Here is a 16,543-nt window from a genome sequence, read left to right on the forward strand (position 1 = left end):
CAGGCCTTGACAGCACCAAGAGCATCTCGCAAACTAGCCTGTATATGTGGAGTGCACTCGTCCCCAATGGCTGATTCCGTGGGAGATTACATTTCCGGTATCCTCGGGACCACAATTGCTCTAATGGCAGGATATCTTGAGCCCCGCAGGGAACGTGCCGTCGCCGAAACGATAGACGTCTCACTACTCTCGAAAGGTGGCCGCTACGAGGTACAGTCCGCGTCCGGGAACCGGTACGAAGTCGACGTCATCGACGGGTCGTGTACCTGTCTCGACTGGTAGCAGCGCTCACCCGAAGGCGGCTGCAAACACCGACGTCACGTCGATCATGAGATCAAACAGGGCCGCGTTCCCCGACTAGATGGCCGCCTTCCCTCTACGTAGGGCAGCGATTGAGCTACTCTACGGGACGGACTGTGGCGCCATCTTGACGGACCCGGTCGAATGTTGAGAGATACGCGATCCGGTCGTGAATCTCGTCGGTATCCAGCTCCAGTTCCACGGCCAGTTCGTCAACGGTCATCGGCTCGTCGAGTGACTGGAGGACTTCGATTCCCCGATAGTACTTATCCGTGAGCTCTTGGATGCGGTCTTCGATCGGCGTGGTCACCCCGTACCGTTCTTCGAGTTCGACCAGGGCCTCGTTCGCGAACGTAGCGAACTGATCGTCACCCAGGCGTTCGATCTGGGCTTCGAGTTCAGCTCGGACGACGTCGTAGTCGAGACCAGTCTGCACGAGCATATTCATGTCCTCGATGTCGTCGTCTCGGCCTGCGATCAGTTTGAACAGGAAGATATCCTCGTTGCCGACCAGCCGGACCGTCAGTCGATCCGTGTCGAGGAACGGTTCACTGCGCTCTTGCATGCCGTCGGTGAGCACGAGCTTGTTCGCGACCTGCTGGTTGAAGATGTCGAGGCGACATCCATCGTCGTTCTCGACGCAGCTCGTCGCCCCCAGCGCCCGGTAATCTGGATCCAGCGGCTGGACCTCCACATATCCGAGGTCCATCAGGACGGCCCACAGCTGACCATATGCGTCGCCATCCGGGACGACCAGGTCGATATCTTTCGTCGCCCCCTTGAGGTCGCGCAGCGACATCGCACCACCTCCGATCAAGTAGACCGTAAGTGGGGCTGAGAGGCCGTCCCCGATTCGCTGGAATTCGTTCTCGATGTACTCGCTTCCGAATGTTGGTCTCATTATTGTAGTGCCACCTCGTAGTCAGCCGCCAGCCCCTGGAACTCGTCCCACTCCGGGAGCCGGTCGTCGTCGACCTCGCCGTGGGTCTCGAGGTAGCGGAGCAAGGCGTCGATTTCGTCTTCGAGGTCATACTTCACCGCCTGCTCCCGGAGATCCTCCTCGTCGACGTCGACGTGGCTGAGCAGGAGGAGACAGTACGAGCGGTGGCGGCTGCCGTCGTCGATCAAAAGGGTGTGACAGCAGAGCTCCGCCGGCGAGACTGCGTCGAGCTCTTCGGAGTAGAAGTAGTAGCGGTGGCCGGTGAGCAAGAACTGGAGGTCGAAGGCCGCGAATCGAGCGAGGCCGGTTTCGTGGAACCCCGCCGCGTCGATCTCCGTCTCGGTCTGAGCGAGGAATTCGTCGTAGTCCTCCCAGAGGATCGTGCCCTTCGGGGTGACTGATTCGAGGCGGTGGCGATGCAGATGGTGTGCGAGTTCACGTGCGAACTCGTAGAGGCGGTTGAAGTCGGCGTTGAAGTCATAGCGACCGTCGTCTGTCCCGACGAGACCCCGGTCGCGAAACCGCTTGAGAACTCGGTTGACTGTGTTGCGGTAGTTGTCGCTCCGGTCGGCAATCTCGGAGACGGTCCGCGGCTGGTCGAGGTAGTACAGCACCTCGAGTGCTTTGCCGGTCAGCAGCTCAGGAAAGCCGATGTGGGAGTGCTGGCGAACGAGGTCCTGATAGAGTTCGACGGCGCGAGCATCCGACGGGACGACTCGTTTTCGCCGGCCATCGCGTTCCGTGTAGACGAGCCCTTTCTCGACGAGGTCGCCGACGGCACGAGAGAGGTAGCTCTCGCTGTGGTTGAGCTTCGTCGCGAGCTCGGAGATCGTGTCGCCGCGATTGACGGAGGCGAGCACCTCGAGTTCGATGCGCCGAAGCACGGTGTAACATAGTATGAAGCTATTATATAAAGATATTTCGAGTGATGTTACAGATATCGTGAACCCGACATATCTAGCTGCCGGTGAGAACGTTCCCGATCAGCGCCCAGGCGAGCTCTTCGAGAGCTGCTGGCACTGAGAGCATAGCTTTGTTAGCTACCCACCCCTGAAGGGGTGGGCTTCCGCGCTGTAACGCTGTGACCACGGGATAGCGAGCGAACGCCCAGAGTCAACTGTGACTGACGTCGATCTGGTCAGGTCGGGTCCCGGTGGTACAAACAGGGCCACTGGAGATGCAGCGTAGAGACGCCACCACACCTTCGGCCACTATCTGACGGTCGAACGGGAATGGGATACTGATCGACGTGCCGGTCCCAGAAAGACGGCCGGTGGTTAGTTATGGCAGGTAACCGGGAGTGGCCGTCGATTACGCCTTCCACTGGAAGATATTCACACACAGGTCTATGTGTCTAGAATCGATTCGAGCAAACCTCGTGCGAGCAAAACGGGAGAACTGCCTTGAGTACTGCTGAGGAGTCAGTTCCGGCTTCACAGTAGTGCCGATTGACCGATGCGGCGCGGCGCGACTCGATCCCGTTCCCCACGCGTGGCACGGTGAAGAAGGGGCGTCCACCCATCCGCGTCGTCGGGGGATGGCAGTGGACGATCGCTCAGGGCGCCACTGCCAGCGGTCGGCATGTACTCGCCGTTCGTGTTCAGCGACCCGAAGTTCAGAGCGGTCCTTGAAGCGACCTTCCAAAGAGGCTTTCTCGACGGCTCCCCGAGCACTCGCTGATGCTTCCCTGGGGCCACCTCGCAGTCGGCTATCTCGTCTTCACGTTCTTCACCGACGTCCGATACCAGACGCCCCAGACGTTCGGCACGCTCGTCGCCGTCGCGGTCGGGACGCAACTTCCCGACCTCATCGACAAGCCGTTCGCGTGGTACCTGCACGTCCTTCCGAACGGCCGCTCGTTCAGTCACTCCATCTTCGTCAGTGTGCTCCTCGTCGGGCTCGTGTACGTGGTGGCACGCCGCTACGATCGCCCGCTCGTCGGCGCCGCGTTCGGCTGTGGCTACCTGACCCACCTCGGCGGTGACGCACTGTATCCTCTGCTCCGTGGGGAATGGGCAGAACTGGTCTTCCTGCTCTGGCCCGCGGCCACGTTCCCGTACGACGATGCCGATTACACGATCCTGCAGATGCTGGTCGACGGGGCGCTCACACCGACCGGGGTCTTCGAAGCCGGGCTGCTCGTCCTCGCGGTCGCCGTCTGGGTGCATCTCGAGATGCCCGGGCTCCAGCCCCTCCGGGCTCGCTGGGAGAGGCTTCAGGACGCGTAAACTACCCCACCCTACTCCCTCGGCGCTCCGCGCCTCGGTCCTTGAGGGTGGGGCTTTGATGTGGACTCCCGGCAATCAGTCCCCGGCGATAGGCCGGTGGCTCTCGCCGTTCAACGTCCCACCATTTATACGCAGGTCTACTTCTGCGTCTCCGCTCCCCGACGTGGGCGAGGAACGGAGGCTGTGTATCCGCTTCCGGGCGTACCGGAGCCCGATGTTCTTCGCACCGTTATAATCCGCGTTCACCTCGTAGCCGCACTTCTGGCACTCAAAATGTTCGCCGTCGCGGTTCGCGTCGTGCGTGAACCCACAGTCAGCCCGAGAACAGCGTTGAGACGTGTGGTTCGGCTCAACTTGCTTCACGGAGACACCCTTCTCAGGTGCTTTGTAGGAGACGTACTCGAACAGGCGTCGGAACGCCCAGACGTGGTGCCACTTCGCCTGCGGCAGTCGCTCGCGGATGTCGGTTAAGTCCTCGAACGCGATAACGTCGCAGTCATGGTCGACGGCTTCCGTGACGAGTTCATTGGCGACGGTGTGGATGTACTGTTTCCGCCACGCTTCTTCGCGCTTGCCGAGGCGAAGCAATGCGTTGTGAGCGGCTTGCGTGCCGCGCTGTTGCATCTCTCCACGTCGCTTCTCGAACTCACGGCACCAATGGTCGTACTCGTCACCCTGCCAGAACGTGCCGGTTGAGGAGACAGCAAGACTGTTGACGCCGAGGTCGATACCGAGGACCGTTTGGTCGGGGGGCCCGGTATCTGCCGGAACCTCTGCGTCGTCGCCGTCAACCCGCCGTGTCGAGATGTTGAGGTAGAACTCGTCGGTGGCCGCGTCGTACCGAAGCGTACTCTCGCGGAACTCGTAGTCCTCGGAAAGGACGTACCGTTCGTAAGGAGTCGGGCTGTCGGCCGGGAGAACGAACGTGGGTTCGACCCGCCCCTCGACGGTTGCCAGCGACACCTTCTTTCGGTAGAATGTCGCGCTTCGGGTGTCGTAGTCCATTGTCTCGGCGGTGAACGTTGGACGGGAGACGCGCTGTCCCTTCTTCCAGCGTTCTATAACGCCTTTGATGGCTTCGACGGCGCGACGTATTGCGGCTTGGACGAGTTGTGCCTGTAGGTCTGTCTCCTTGCGGAGGTCGGAGTAGATCGCGTCACGAACCTCCCGCTTATTGGTCTTACACTCGGTGTAGGAGGTGTCCGACCAACAGTAGTCGGCGGTTCGGTTCGCGCAGTACAGGTATTGCTCGGCGGTTCGGTGGAGTGCGTCGCGTTGCTCGTCAGAAACGGCGAGTTTCACGACGGCCGTTCGACGCACATCCATACTTCAGAGACAGGCCGACGTTACTTATACGCTCGGGAGTCGTCCGGTCGGAGTGTATAGGTTGTGTCGTACCATGTCGGTTTCCTCCCCGACCTACTCGCTCACTCCGTTCACTCCTTGAGGTCGGGGGCTCCACCTTGAGTTACGCTGATGGGGAGGCGACCGGCGCATTCCAGGACCCTGGATAGCCTGGAACCCCTCGCTTCGCTACTCGGTTCCCATTCGTGGAACGGAATCCAGCCAGAAGACTACCATCCACATTTGGTACAGTGTACATCCATCCAGCGGTGCAATCGACGGCCGACGAGAACTGCTTCGTGTGGGTGTTCGCGTTCCTTTGCAATCTTCACGTGGCCGGCACATCTTCTGGACGAGGCATCTCCTCCAGTTGGCTGATCTCGGCGGACTTCTCGACGCGGCCGTACTGTCGCTGCCACGCCTCCCGAGGGAACAGGTCGTTCCGGTCGAACAGTTCGCGGGCGTCGTCGGTCAGCGTGTAGAACTTGTAGGGGTAGCCGCGCACCCGGTCGCCCGGCTCCACCACCAACTCCTCGATGACGCCGACTTCCCGCAGGATCTGGATGTGCTTGCGGATGGCATCCTCACCGAGGTCGGGGTTCATGTAGTCGAGTTCCGCGACGCTGGGTGCGCCCTTCGGATGCCCGACGACGTCCGCAAGCAGGTTCGCCCGCTTCTCGTCGGTCGCCTTCTGGAGGGCGAGCCATGGCTGGAACTCGCCATCCCCCGCGTGTTCCGGCGGCGTTTGCGTCGGGTCCATATCCAGTTGTACGCCAGTACCTATAATAAAAACCTGGACGCTGATTTCTACAGGCAGGGCAGGCCGAGTGCCTCGGGACTTGACTCTGAGGCGGTTCACCGTCTTGTCGACGATTCTATACGAGAACCATCGCCGTGGATGTTCGCGGGGAGAGAACGCCGTACTCGGGCGAACGGTATACATCGACGCCTTTCTTACGCCCGTTCGAAAGAGGGTAAAACACTAATAGGGTGTGACGAGAGGGTTCGGGTGTCCATCAAGCGATGGGCACCGGAAGGGAGAGTATGCCTCTCCACACTGGGACTCGATCGTCTCGAGGTGGGTCGGTTGGCTCGCGACGCCATCGATCGAGTTCCCGATAGGATCGGACTGGTCCGACCCCCCTGGACCAGTTTGCATCCCCACCCCCACCCCACCCTATCTCGATCCTTTCCGAACCGATTTTGGTCGATAGGCGTCGTCTCGACATCTCGCATCTGGTGTCTGTCCTCCTTCCGTGGAGCAAGCAAAAAAGTAGATAGCAGCCAGGCTGGTTACTGGACGGGCCAATTACGATTCGTCCGCGTCGACGTTGCCGCGGACAGATCCAGACGTGGTGGCTGTGGCGGCACGATTCCCGACCGTGATAATCATCTCGCCGGTGGCGACGTCTTCCTGGAGACGGGTCCCCCCGTTACCGGGTTCTCCGTTGTAGACACGTCCCGTGTATCGGAACTCGACGACCGTGTCCTTCTCGGCGCCGTCTTCGTCGGTATTGAAGACGGACGTGTCGTAGGGATTCTCGACCGGGCGCATGTTGTCAGGGACACTCCCGGCGAGGACGTAATCCTCGTTGTCGTGGTAGGCACCGAACTTGAACTGCCAGTATCCGTCAGTGCCCGTATCTTGGGTGTAGTCATTTCCGCCACCCCAACTAGCACCGAGCTGGCCGTAGTCGGTACCATGGCTCCGCCAGCTGCTGAACTCGCTTTCCCCCTGCTGGCGGACGCGTGTTTCGGTCTGGTACCAGCCGTAGTTGGCGTCTTGATCGAGGCCATCCCATTCGAACTTGAATCTGCCCCCGAAGGAGACACGTTCTATCGTGCCGTCGTCGGTCGTGACAGCCTCCGGTTCATGGACTTCGAGCGTCGATTTGGCTGCGGCTGAGCCGCCGAAGAATGCGAGGGCACCTATCCCACCTGCTACAGTTGCTGTGCCGATCGTACCGACCGTCTTCAAGACATCTCGTCGTTCCATAGTTGACTCCCCCCTGTTTCGTATCATTGCGCCGGAGCGGCGCTCCCATCCCCATTTGGGGACGTGAGTCGGCATGTGAGAGAGTGGCATAAAGCACCAGAATCGTTCTATCCCACAGAGTAATCTTAACGAAATTACCCGCCAGAACACGTCATTCGAACAATGTGAACGCCTTTACTAACCATCTGAAATGGTTAGATGGGAAATTATTGTTCAAAATGTAATTCCACACCCATTTTGAGTCGCTGGGTCTGTCTTCCAGAGCAGCAACATCGTTGATCCGTCGCAGTAGAGCAAGTCGTAGGACCCGTTCTGCTATCGCAATCCAGTCGACGATCACCCGAATCGGGCCGCTGCTCGATCCCCATTACGTTGAATCGCTGAGCCGGGTTACGAAGTCGGCTTCATCCCGATACGTCTCGAAGCGGACGACAGCCTCGGCTCTCGCCTCGGGGTCGTCGGTGGCGATGAATACGCAGCGGATCCCGATTCAGAGTCAATGCCTCCGGGTTAGACCGTGAGCGTGAGGAGGTCGGCGAAGTACACCTGGATCTGCTGGGATATCAAGAGGCTGTTGTTGATGGCGATCACGCCGAACAGCAGCGAGAGACTACCGTAGATGAAGGCCTTCGAGAGGAGGGCCAGGCGGTCCATCCGGAGGCGGCGATGGATTATCAGCGCCAGCCACTCCGTCGTGAGGACGGTGATGATGACCGTCAGGAAACTCAGGAACGCCAGCCCGGCGAGCGTGCCGCTGTCGGCGAAGACGGCGTCGGCGAAGGGGTTCCGCTCGACGATCGAGGGGACGTAGCGGAGCCCGACAGCCGTCGTGATCGCGTCGGCCGTCTTCGTCCCGATGAGGAACACCATCCCGTAGAAGCGGAGGTAGCTGTTCGCCGACCACCACCACTCGTCGTCCCGTATCCGCTGTCGCCCCTGGAAGGACCCGGGAGTCGTCTGCTGTCTCGACGAGGAATCCCAACCACCAGTCATGGTACGTAGAGTGGGTGCTGTCACGAAGGGCCTACCGCCGGGAGTAGCAGGGGTATTAAGCCAGCAGCTCGGCGTGGAATCGGCAGCGAAAAATGGATGGTTGCGATGTCGGACCGTGGCCGTGAGCTACTTCAGGCGGACCATACAGCGCCGATGGTAGAGTTCGCCATCGGGGCCGGTAGACCGGGTTCCGATCGGTTGCTGGCAGGCGTTACAGATAGCGATACGCGTTTCCTCCCCTTGTGAACGCATCACACAGTAGCCATCGAACAGTTCCCGGATTAAGCTACCGGAATATTACAGGACTGAGCGACAAAAATATGCGAGATAGAGCAGGGATGGTGTATCCAGTGCGATTCCAGTGAGAGCGCCAGCAGTAACGATTTCGATTCACCCAGTTTACTGGTCGATCGGTGTCGGGGTTGCAACCGAAACGTACTTCAGCCAACAGGAGTTGTTACCCGATGTAAGAAGTTAGTAATGGGTTGGGTTTAATAATAGACCGAATATTCGTCGCAAAACGGGGATAGGGACGCGAGGAGACGACTAGACCAAGAGTGACACTCACGCAACAATTACCGATGGTGGGAAGAGATTTAAACGAGAGCCTATACAGATACCTCAAGGGCCGGACGCATCGGTCCACTCACGGGGGCATGGGATACTGTATGTCTGAATCATCGTACGGCAACGGGTCTGGGGAATCGAGGTGGGGAAATGAGACATCCATCTACGGAATGACGAGCTGGCTCCCAACTATGGATTACACAGCAGATTCGGTCTCGAACAAGAGTTCAAGGGAGATACTCAAGCAAAGGATTCACCAGACACAAGTGAGGCAACAATGAGCGGCTCAAGCGGGGAACAGACAGACGACTCCAAGGCCGGTGAAGAGAACCGATCAGCAGTTATAAACGGATCTGATATTTCTCTACCGGTCAAGATCGACACGCCGACTGAGGGTTACAACAAACCCGCTGTCGGCGTTGTCGCGACAAGTAAGAACGTGGACGAAGTCGCACGTGTCGTCATGCGTGCTAAGAGCGCCGATTATCCCGTCCTAATTACGACGCCAGAAGGCGGTGAGTCCGGGCTCTTCGAACTAACCAACATCGAAGGGGTCCACTACATCCCCGTCGACATGGAAACCGACGCTACCTCATCGGAGCTCAGTGCGTGTCATCGCCTCGCTGCAGCGGCTCGTGCCCTTGCTTTCTCGGGTCTCATCTTCGTCGAGAACACTGGCCAGCGCGTGGACTTCGAGCGGAGTTCAGTGGCCGACGAGGGGTACATCAAACGGGCCATTCCGACCGACCTTGATGCTGACGTGGGGACGCTAGTCGCCATCCCAGCGTACAACGAGGAGAACACAATCGCGTCGGTGGTTGAAGATGCCCAGGGGATGGCCGACTCGGTGATCGTCGTCGACGACGGGAGTAGCGACGAGACGGCTGCTAGGGCGCGAGAAGCTGGTGCGACCGTTGTTGCCCACGAACGGAACAGAGGCTACGGTGCAGCACTCCAGACCGCGTTCGAGACCGCGGAGCTCCACGACGTCGGCTGCCTCGTCATCATCGACGGCGACGGCCAGCACGATACAAGTGACATCCCGGTCCTCGCCGAGAAGGTGACCGAGGGGGAGGCGAACGTTGCTATCGGGAGCCGGTTTGCCGGTGAGAACCGGAGTGCCATTCCTGCCTACAGGCGGTTCGGGATCGGCGCGATCAACGTGATGTCGAACCTTAGTATGGGTACGTTGAATCCAGCAGATTGGGTCAGCGACACCCAGAGTGGATTCCGGGCCTACGATCCCCATGCCATCGAGACGTTGGCTGACGCCAATCTCGGTGACGACATGGATGCGAGCCTAGATATTCTCTACCATATTCACAAGGAAGACTTCCACATCGAGGAGATGCCCACTATTGTAAATTACGATGTGGAGAACGGGCACAGTCAGAATCCAGTCACGCACGGAGTTCGGTTAATCAGTACAATTCTCCGGACTGTGGAAAAGGATCATCCCATCAAATTCCTGGGTGTTCCTGCAGTCATTATGGTGCTAGTCGGTTCTGGCTTCGGATACTGGACGATGGCGAACTACCTTACGTCACAGACATTCCCTCTGGGTTTGGCTCTCGTCTCAGTATTCCTTATCCTCCTCGGAGTCTTCTCTGGATTTACTGCGATTATGCTGCATTCGTTGAGTACACACATGGATGGAACACATGAATAAATCTTCATCACATCTTGCGTTTATACTCGGGACACGACCGGAGATCATCAAGATGGCACCGCTCATCCGGGAGTGTCAAGAGCGGGGTCAATCGTTCGTTCTCATCCACACGGGCCAGCACTACTCGGACTCGCTGGATTCCGTGTTCTTCGAGCAGCTCGAACTCCCAAAACCGGATTATCACCTTGGTGTCGGATCAGCCTCCCACGGTGAACAGACCGGCCAGATGCTCATCGCGATTGAAGAGGTGCTGCTCGATGAGGAACCCGATGTCGTCTTCGTCCAGGGTGACACCAATTCCGTGCTTGCTGGCGCTATCGCGACCAGCAAACTCGACTGCGAACTGGCGCACGTAGAAGCCGGCCTTCGGAGCTTCGACCGAGGGATGCCCGAGGAGACGAACCGGGTCCTCGCTGACCACGTCTCCGACTACCTGTTCGCACCCACAGAGCAAAGTCGCGAATATCTGCTCGACGAAGGACGACCTGAGGAGAATATCTCGGTGACCGGGAATACAATCGTCGACGCTCTATATCGGAATCGGGAACTCGCTCGCGAGAAGAGCACCGTCATCTCCGACCTCGGATTAGAAGGCGAGGAGTTCTTCCTCATGACTTCCCATCGTGCGGAGAACGTTGACGACGAGAAACGGTTTCGCGGTCTCCTTGAGGGAGTCGCGGCAGCTGCCGCGGAACATAACGTTGAGGTCGTCTATCCAATCCATCCACGGGCTGAATCCAGGATCGACGAGTTCGGACTGGAGATTCCCGACTGCATCACACTGATCGAACCGCAGGATTACCTGGACTTCCTCCAGCTCGAAGCGGAGGCAAGCCTTATCTTGACCGATTCCGGAGGCGTACAGGAGGAGGCCTGTGTGTTGCGGATTCCTTGCGTAACACTACGAGAGAATACGGAACGGTCCGAGACAGTTGATGTCGGGGCGAACACCCTCGCCGGGACGGACCCGGACTCGATAGTATCCGAATCGTCCAGTATGCTACAGGAGGACCACCACTGGGAGAATCCCTTCGGTGATGGTCAATCTGCTGAACGGATTATCGACGAAGCCACCGCTAAAGGTGAGACACGAGACCAGATATCTCAGCATGATTGAACCGCTTTCGATATAATACTCGAATCACGACAATTACACATGGCAGCTATCCTAGTCACAGGCGGCCTGGGCGCAGTTGGAGCACCACTTACTGAAGAGTTGGAGTCACGCGGCCACGACGTGTGGGTCGCGGACCTCCCGTGGAGCGAACGCGAGAAGTACTACAAGTGCGACGTCAGTGAATATCGACAGTTAGCGTCGATCTTTGAGGACCACTCCTTCGATTACGTCTACCACTTGGCGGCGGAATTCGGTCGGAAGAACGGTGAAGACTTCTACGAGACGATGTGGCAGTCGAACGCTATCGGGACCAAACATATGCTTCGGTTGCAGAAGGAACACGGGTTCCGGATGATCTTCTCCTCATCCAGTGAGGTCTACGGTGACTACGACGATATAATGGACGAGGCGGTACCGTTGGAGGAAGGTCCTCGGCAGCTCAATGACTATGCAATCTCAAAGTGGGTCAACGAACAGCAAATCCTGAACGCGGCGGATCGACACGGCAACGAGACCATTCGGGTCCGCTTCTTCAACACGTACGGGCCCGGCGAGAAGTTCAGCGAGTACCGGAGCGTCATCGCGAAGTTCTGCTATCACGCACTGCACGACAACCCCTATCACGTCTACGAGAACCACCACCGTTCGTTCACCTACATCGGGGATACCGTCCGAACACTGGCGAACATTGTTGAAAACTTCAAGCCAGGCGAGGTCTACAACATCGCTGGCGAAGAGTACTACAACATCAAGGAGCTCTCGGACATGATACTGGACTATCTGGACAAAAATGATGAGAAGGTCGAGTACCGAGGGAGAGAAGAGCACAACACGTTGAACAAGCGGGCGAGTGTCGAGAAGGCGAAACGCGATCTCGATCACGAAGCGACGGTCTCGCTTGAAGAGGGAATCCCAAAGACCATCGATTGGATGCGAGACTACTACGATGTCGAGTGACGGCGTAGAGAACGAAAGTGGTCAAGGTAGGACCATCGAGAAGATCAACGTCATCGGTACTGGCTTCATCGGCCTTCCATTAGCGTTGCAATTGGCCTACTCTGGGAAGACCGTCGTCGGTGTCGATATCGACGAGAATCTCGTCAAGGCGATCAATGACCAGTCGCTGCATTTGGACGAACAGGACCTCCAGCGGTTGCTTGAGAGTGAGGAGGTGGAAGAAAACCTGATTGCAAAGACCTCTCCGGAGGAAGGGGATGCATTCGTAATCTCAGTTCCGACGCCACTGACACACCCTCAGAAGAGCCCTGACCTGAGCGCCGTGGAAGCGTCCATAGACTCGATTATTCCGCACCTGTCAGAGGGCGACATCGTCAATGTGGAGTCAACGATTCCGCCTCTCACCTGTGATGATTTCATCGTACCCAAACTTTCAGAGGCCGGTTTTGATCCGGGAGTGGACGTACACCTCGCACATTCCCCTGAACGTATCCTTCCGGGGAACGTGTTCAAGGAAATCGTACACAACGATCGGGTCATCGGGGGTATCACACCTGAGAGCGCCAGAGAGGCGACGAAAATCTACGCGCCATTCCTGAAAGGAGAGGTCCATCATACGGACATGCTGTCCGCCGAGCTCTGTAAGCTGATGGAGAATACATACCGGGACGTGAATATTGCCCTGGCCAACGAGTTCGCCCTCATTGGAGACGAGTTGGACAAGGACATGACGGACGTTATCGACCTAGCGAACAAGCATCCACGGGTCGACATCCTACGTCCTGGGATCGGCGTCGGGGGCCACTGCCTCCCGATCGACCCCTGGTTCCTCAATGAAGTCGATCCGGAGCACACGAACCTCATCACGACCGCCCGGCGCATCAACGACATGATGCCGCAGGTCGTCACCCGGAAAATCCGACACGCGCTTCGGGACTACGACGATCCGAAGCTGCTCGTCCTCGGAGCTGCGTACAAGCCCGACACGCAAGATGCGAGAGAAAGTCCGGCCCGGGAGATCGTTGAGGAGCTCCGCCAGGATGGCTACGACATTGCCCAATACGATCGGTTCATCGACGGGATGGGCTACGACGACCTCGGAGTACTGATTGACGAAATTGAACCCGTCCTAATTCTCCAGCTCGTAGACCATACCGAGACGACGAAGGAACTGGAACGTCTCAAGAATGAACTCGTAGCTGGGGAAATCGACGTGTTGCCCATAGCGAGAGGTAATCCACTGTTGCCTACCGATGAGTGACAAATTAGACGTTCTAATCGTCACGCAGTTCTTCCCACCTGAGTCGATGGGGGGTGCGCACCGCTGGGAGAAACTTGCTATGAATCTAGATGAAGACATTGAACCACACATCTTGACTACTCAGCCCACGTACCCGTTTGGAGAGTTCGAGAAAAGGTGGCGCATAACTGAACAGGAGAGAGTGAACGACATTTCAGTGACGCGGTTATTTACCTACCAGCCAACGGACGATACTGTGCTTGGACGAGTGCTGAATTACGGTGTGTTTTCAGTGCTCAGTTCTCTATACGTCTTGGCGACGTTCTGGCGATACGACCAAATCGTTACTATGTCTACTCCCCATACAACCTTTCTCCCGGGTTTAGTTGGGAAAATTACTGGTCTAAGCTGGGTTATAGATATTTTTGATTTGTGGATCGATAATGCTGCAGATTTAGGATATGTTGAGAAAGGATCGCTCCCCTATTGGTTGGTTCGTTTGCTCGAAGAGATTTCATTTAAATACTCTGACGAAGTATTCGTGGTGACCGAAACGATGGCTGAACACTACGAACGACGGTATCCAGAACGGGAATTTGATATACACACCGTGCCTTTTGGTATGGATACTGACTCTTTTTCACCAGATATCGATTCCATGGGTACAATCGACATCATTTATACGGGAAACCTCGGTACATGCCAGGCATTCACTCCATTTTTCGAGGCGTTTGCTAAGCTTGAGGAGGATGCTGTTTTGACTATAATCGGGGATGGTGAAAGACGCAAGGAACTGGAATCACTCGTAGAAACCCTCGATATTACGGACCGGGTATCGTTTGAAGGATATGTTCCTCGAGGAAATATTCCACATCTGTTGGCGGGGGCAAAAATCAGCCTTGTTCCACTGAAGACGGAATACGAACTCGACTATGCACGTCCTACGAAATTATTAGAGACAATGGCGGTTGGTACTCCATACGTGGCAAGTGACGTTAAGGAAATGAAAAAGCTGAGTGAAAAGTACTCCACTGGATTTGCGGTCGAAAACGATTCCGAGGAAATCAGTGAAGCGATGTCTACTTTGTTATCGGACTCCTCTCTCCGTATGAGGATGGCAAAAAACGGTCGGGAGGTCATTGAAAGCCAGCACGATTGGTCTGAAATCGGTGATATGGTTTCAGCAATCCTCAACAGATTGTATCAAGAGGAATCCTCTGATGAGTCAACATCAAGACTCACAGAAGACCGGACGCACCAATGAGTTCTATGAAATCAAAAAGCGCTTGTCTCACACTTGATCTAGAACACGACTTCACTATTCCAGGAACTCCCACTCCAAATCCCACTTTCGAGTACATCAAAGGATATATTGATGCTCATCACCGGCAGGAGAAGCTCGATCGAAAAGCTGAACAAGCGGTTTGGGAATCAGTTGGTGTCGAAGCTCCCTTGGAAACCAACGGCGCATACGCAAAATGAGAGACCGGACAGAAGAGAAGTGTCAATTGGATTGGCCCGACGAAAAGCGGGTATATTTGACTCTAGATTTCGAATGTGACTACGGGACGGCGTTGTCGACGAACCACTTCAACACCGTCGAACATTCCGACCAACTTGCAGAACTGCTGGAAGAGCGAGGGACACCGATGTCCTGTTTTCTGCAGACGGAAATCCTCGAGACTTGTCCTAAAACCATCACACCATTTCGTGACGCCACGGTCCCAGTCGACTTCCACGCCCATTCACATACGCACCCAAACAGAGAAGATGCGGACGTTGAAACTGAAGTCGAAGAGAGTGTCCATCGTATCCGGGAGAATTTTGAGACGGACCCCCTCGGCTTTCGTTTCCCAGATGGAGCGGTCGGGTCTCAAGACTACGAGATTCTAGCTGACCACGATGTCGCGTTTAGCTCGAGTCTATTCCCCTCATGGCGGCCAGGCCGGTTCAACAACTTTCGCGGGTCACGGAACCCGCAAAGCATTTCGAATAGAGATATCATTGAAATACCCTTCACAGTGTACTCTGATTTCCTGCGGATTCCAGTGGCCCTGTCTTATCTGAAGTTGTTTGGGGCTGCTTTCGAGCGACTCGTTAGGTCTAACCCCCCGGATATAATCATCTTCGACTTTCATATGCATGATCTAGTCGTTCCAAAGACATTCGAGCAGTTACCGCTTCCGTATCGTGCTGTCTATTCCCGCCGAAAACACGATGGGTTTGAATTACTTGATCGGTTCATATGTGATTTACAGGACAAGGGGTATGAATTCGGATTAATTGCCGATCTGTACAGAGAGGTACAGAAGGATGCGTAGTTCCGATTCGACGGGCAGTGAAACCCTTGAAGTTCTCGTCATCACCATAGACGAACACTACTACATCCCGAAATTCCTAGGGGATATCGTTGAGGCGGAGGCAATCAACGTGGTGGGAATCACGACGATGCCCCCATCGCTTGGGACACAAAACCTGGTTATGTTCGCATTCGATCTGTTTCGACGATTTGGCCCGAAGGTGTTTGCTCAACACAGCTTGTTCTATGCGAAGTTCATGCTCTTGGATCTCTTCGGTCGATTTACAGGGTGGGGGCCAGCTTATTCGCCAAAGACTCTCGCCCATCGGTACGATATCGACTACCGTCATACGACTGATGTCAACAGCGATCTGTATCGAAAATACGCCAAGGCGAAAAATCCTGACGTCATAGTCTCGGTCGCTGCAACCCAAAAGTTTGGCTCGGATTTGCTTGGAGTTCCGGAGCTGGGTGGGATAAATGTCCACTCGTCATTGTTGCCGGAGTATCGCGGCGTATCCCCCAGCTTTTGGGCTTTGCTCCATGGGAATGAGAAAACGGGTATCACCGTTCACTATATGGACGAGGACATTGATACAGGAGACGTGATCATTCAGGAACCGCTGACAATCCAAGAGGAGGATACCCTCCACTCATTGAATGAACGAGTTGCAGAACGTGGATCCGGAGTTCTTCGACGAGCATTGGATGATATCCGGGCAGGGACAATCGATGCTGAACCTATAAATCCGGATGCGGGGACCTACTATTCTCTACCTAGTCGAGAGGATGTCCGCGAATTTCTTCATCAGGGTAACGAATTCTACTGATTAATGGGTCTTGGTCGCGCAATTCAGAGACGCATCCATTGCCAGTAATGGTTGTATTGTATG

The 16,543-nt window shown here is 56.3% G+C and carries 15 protein-coding genes and 1 pseudogene; 10 read left to right on the forward strand and 6 right to left on the reverse strand.

The window, feature by feature from the left end; all coding sequences use genetic code 11:
• Positions 1-135: 135 nt before the first annotated feature.
• Positions 136-384, forward strand: a pseudogene (locus HWV07_RS06780) (hypothetical protein); the annotation flags it as partial.
• Between the two features lie 13 nt (positions 385-397).
• Here HWV07_RS06780 and HWV07_RS06785 read toward each other — a convergent pair.
• Together HWV07_RS06785 and HWV07_RS06790 are read right to left on the reverse strand one after the other, a co-directional pair.
• On the reverse strand, positions 398-1,201 hold the full coding sequence (locus HWV07_RS06785; RefSeq protein WP_178333574.1) for a DUF6036 family nucleotidyltransferase: 804 nt from the start codon (positions 1,199-1,201) through the stop codon (positions 398-400).
• Positions 1,201-2,124 (reverse strand): helix-turn-helix transcriptional regulator, encoded by a 924-nt coding sequence (locus HWV07_RS06790; RefSeq protein ID WP_178333575.1) that lies wholly within the window; start codon positions 2,122-2,124, stop codon positions 1,201-1,203. The genes HWV07_RS06785 and HWV07_RS06790 overlap by 1 nt, the downstream gene beginning before the upstream one ends.
• A 795-nt stretch (positions 2,125-2,919) precedes the next feature.
• Here HWV07_RS06790 and HWV07_RS06795 point away from each other — a divergent pair.
• On the forward strand, positions 2,920-3,468 hold the full coding sequence (locus HWV07_RS06795; protein WP_178333576.1) for a metal-dependent hydrolase: 549 nt from the start codon (positions 2,920-2,922) through the stop codon (positions 3,466-3,468).
• Between the two features lie 75 nt (positions 3,469-3,543).
• Here the strand turns inward: HWV07_RS06795 and HWV07_RS06800 are convergent, their stop codons facing one another.
• From HWV07_RS06800 to HWV07_RS06815, 4 genes are all read right to left on the reverse strand, one after another.
• Positions 3,544-4,794 (reverse strand): RNA-guided endonuclease InsQ/TnpB family protein, encoded by a 1,251-nt coding sequence (locus tag HWV07_RS06800; RefSeq protein ID WP_178333577.1) that lies wholly within the window; start codon positions 4,792-4,794, stop codon positions 3,544-3,546.
• A 346-nt stretch (positions 4,795-5,140) separates the two neighbouring features.
• The gene (locus HWV07_RS06805) at positions 5,141-5,572 is read right to left on the reverse strand and encodes a helix-turn-helix domain-containing protein (protein ID WP_178333578.1); all 432 of its coding nucleotides are present in this window, start codon (positions 5,570-5,572) and stop codon (positions 5,141-5,143) included.
• Positions 5,573-6,121: 549 nt separating this feature from the next.
• Positions 6,122-6,808, reverse strand: a complete 687-nt coding sequence (locus tag HWV07_RS06810; protein ID WP_178333579.1) for a hypothetical protein — start codon at positions 6,806-6,808, stop codon at positions 6,122-6,124.
• Between the two features lie 510 nt (positions 6,809-7,318).
• Positions 7,319-7,801: a DUF5658 family protein gene (locus HWV07_RS06815; RefSeq protein ID WP_178333580.1), complete on the reverse strand. Its 483-nt coding sequence runs from the start codon at positions 7,799-7,801 to the stop codon at positions 7,319-7,321.
• An 844-nt stretch (positions 7,802-8,645) separates the two neighbouring features.
• Here HWV07_RS06815 and HWV07_RS06820 point away from each other — a divergent pair.
• The 8 genes from HWV07_RS06820 to HWV07_RS06855 all read left to right on the forward strand — a co-directional run bounded on the left by HWV07_RS06820 (position 8,646) and on the right by HWV07_RS06855 (position 16,480).
• The gene (locus tag HWV07_RS06820) at positions 8,646-10,037 is read left to right on the forward strand and encodes a glycosyltransferase family 2 protein (RefSeq protein ID WP_178333581.1); all 1,392 of its coding nucleotides are present in this window, start codon (positions 8,646-8,648) and stop codon (positions 10,035-10,037) included.
• A gap of 52 nt (positions 10,038-10,089) precedes the next feature.
• The gene (gene wecB / locus HWV07_RS06825; protein WP_246279846.1) at positions 10,090-11,154 is read left to right on the forward strand and encodes a non-hydrolyzing UDP-N-acetylglucosamine 2-epimerase; all 1,065 of its coding nucleotides are present in this window, start codon (positions 10,090-10,092) and stop codon (positions 11,152-11,154) included.
• A 39-nt stretch (positions 11,155-11,193) separates the two neighbouring features.
• The gene (locus HWV07_RS06830) at positions 11,194-12,111 is read left to right on the forward strand and encodes an NAD-dependent epimerase/dehydratase family protein (protein WP_178333582.1); all 918 of its coding nucleotides are present in this window, start codon (positions 11,194-11,196) and stop codon (positions 12,109-12,111) included.
• Positions 12,101-13,372, forward strand: coding sequence for a nucleotide sugar dehydrogenase (locus HWV07_RS06835; protein WP_178333583.1), 1,272 nt, complete (start codon positions 12,101-12,103; stop codon positions 13,370-13,372). Before HWV07_RS06830 ends, HWV07_RS06835 begins: the two co-directional genes overlap by 11 nt.
• Before the next feature lie 79 nt (positions 13,373-13,451).
• Positions 13,452-14,615 carry a glycosyltransferase family 4 protein gene (locus HWV07_RS06840; RefSeq protein ID WP_178333584.1) on the forward strand — a complete coding sequence of 388 codons (1,164 nt, stop codon included), beginning with the start codon at positions 13,452-13,454 and terminating at the stop codon, positions 14,613-14,615.
• A complete protein-coding gene (locus HWV07_RS06845; RefSeq protein WP_178333585.1) occupies positions 14,612-14,833 on the forward strand; it encodes a hypothetical protein in 222 nt (73 codons plus the stop codon). Before HWV07_RS06840 ends, HWV07_RS06845 begins: the two co-directional genes overlap by 4 nt.
• Positions 14,830-15,672 (forward strand): polysaccharide deacetylase family protein, encoded by an 843-nt coding sequence (locus HWV07_RS06850; RefSeq protein ID WP_178333586.1) that lies wholly within the window; start codon positions 14,830-14,832, stop codon positions 15,670-15,672. The genes HWV07_RS06845 and HWV07_RS06850 overlap by 4 nt, the downstream gene beginning before the upstream one ends.
• Positions 15,665-16,480: a methionyl-tRNA formyltransferase gene (locus tag HWV07_RS06855; protein WP_178333587.1), complete on the forward strand. Its 816-nt coding sequence runs from the start codon at positions 15,665-15,667 to the stop codon at positions 16,478-16,480. Before HWV07_RS06850 ends, HWV07_RS06855 begins: the two co-directional genes overlap by 8 nt.
• Positions 16,481-16,543: the final 63 nt, after the last annotated feature.

The sequence above is a fragment of the Natronomonas salina genome (assembly GCF_013391105.1).
Lineage (GTDB): Archaea > Halobacteriota > Halobacteria > Halobacteriales > Haloarculaceae > Natronomonas > Natronomonas salina.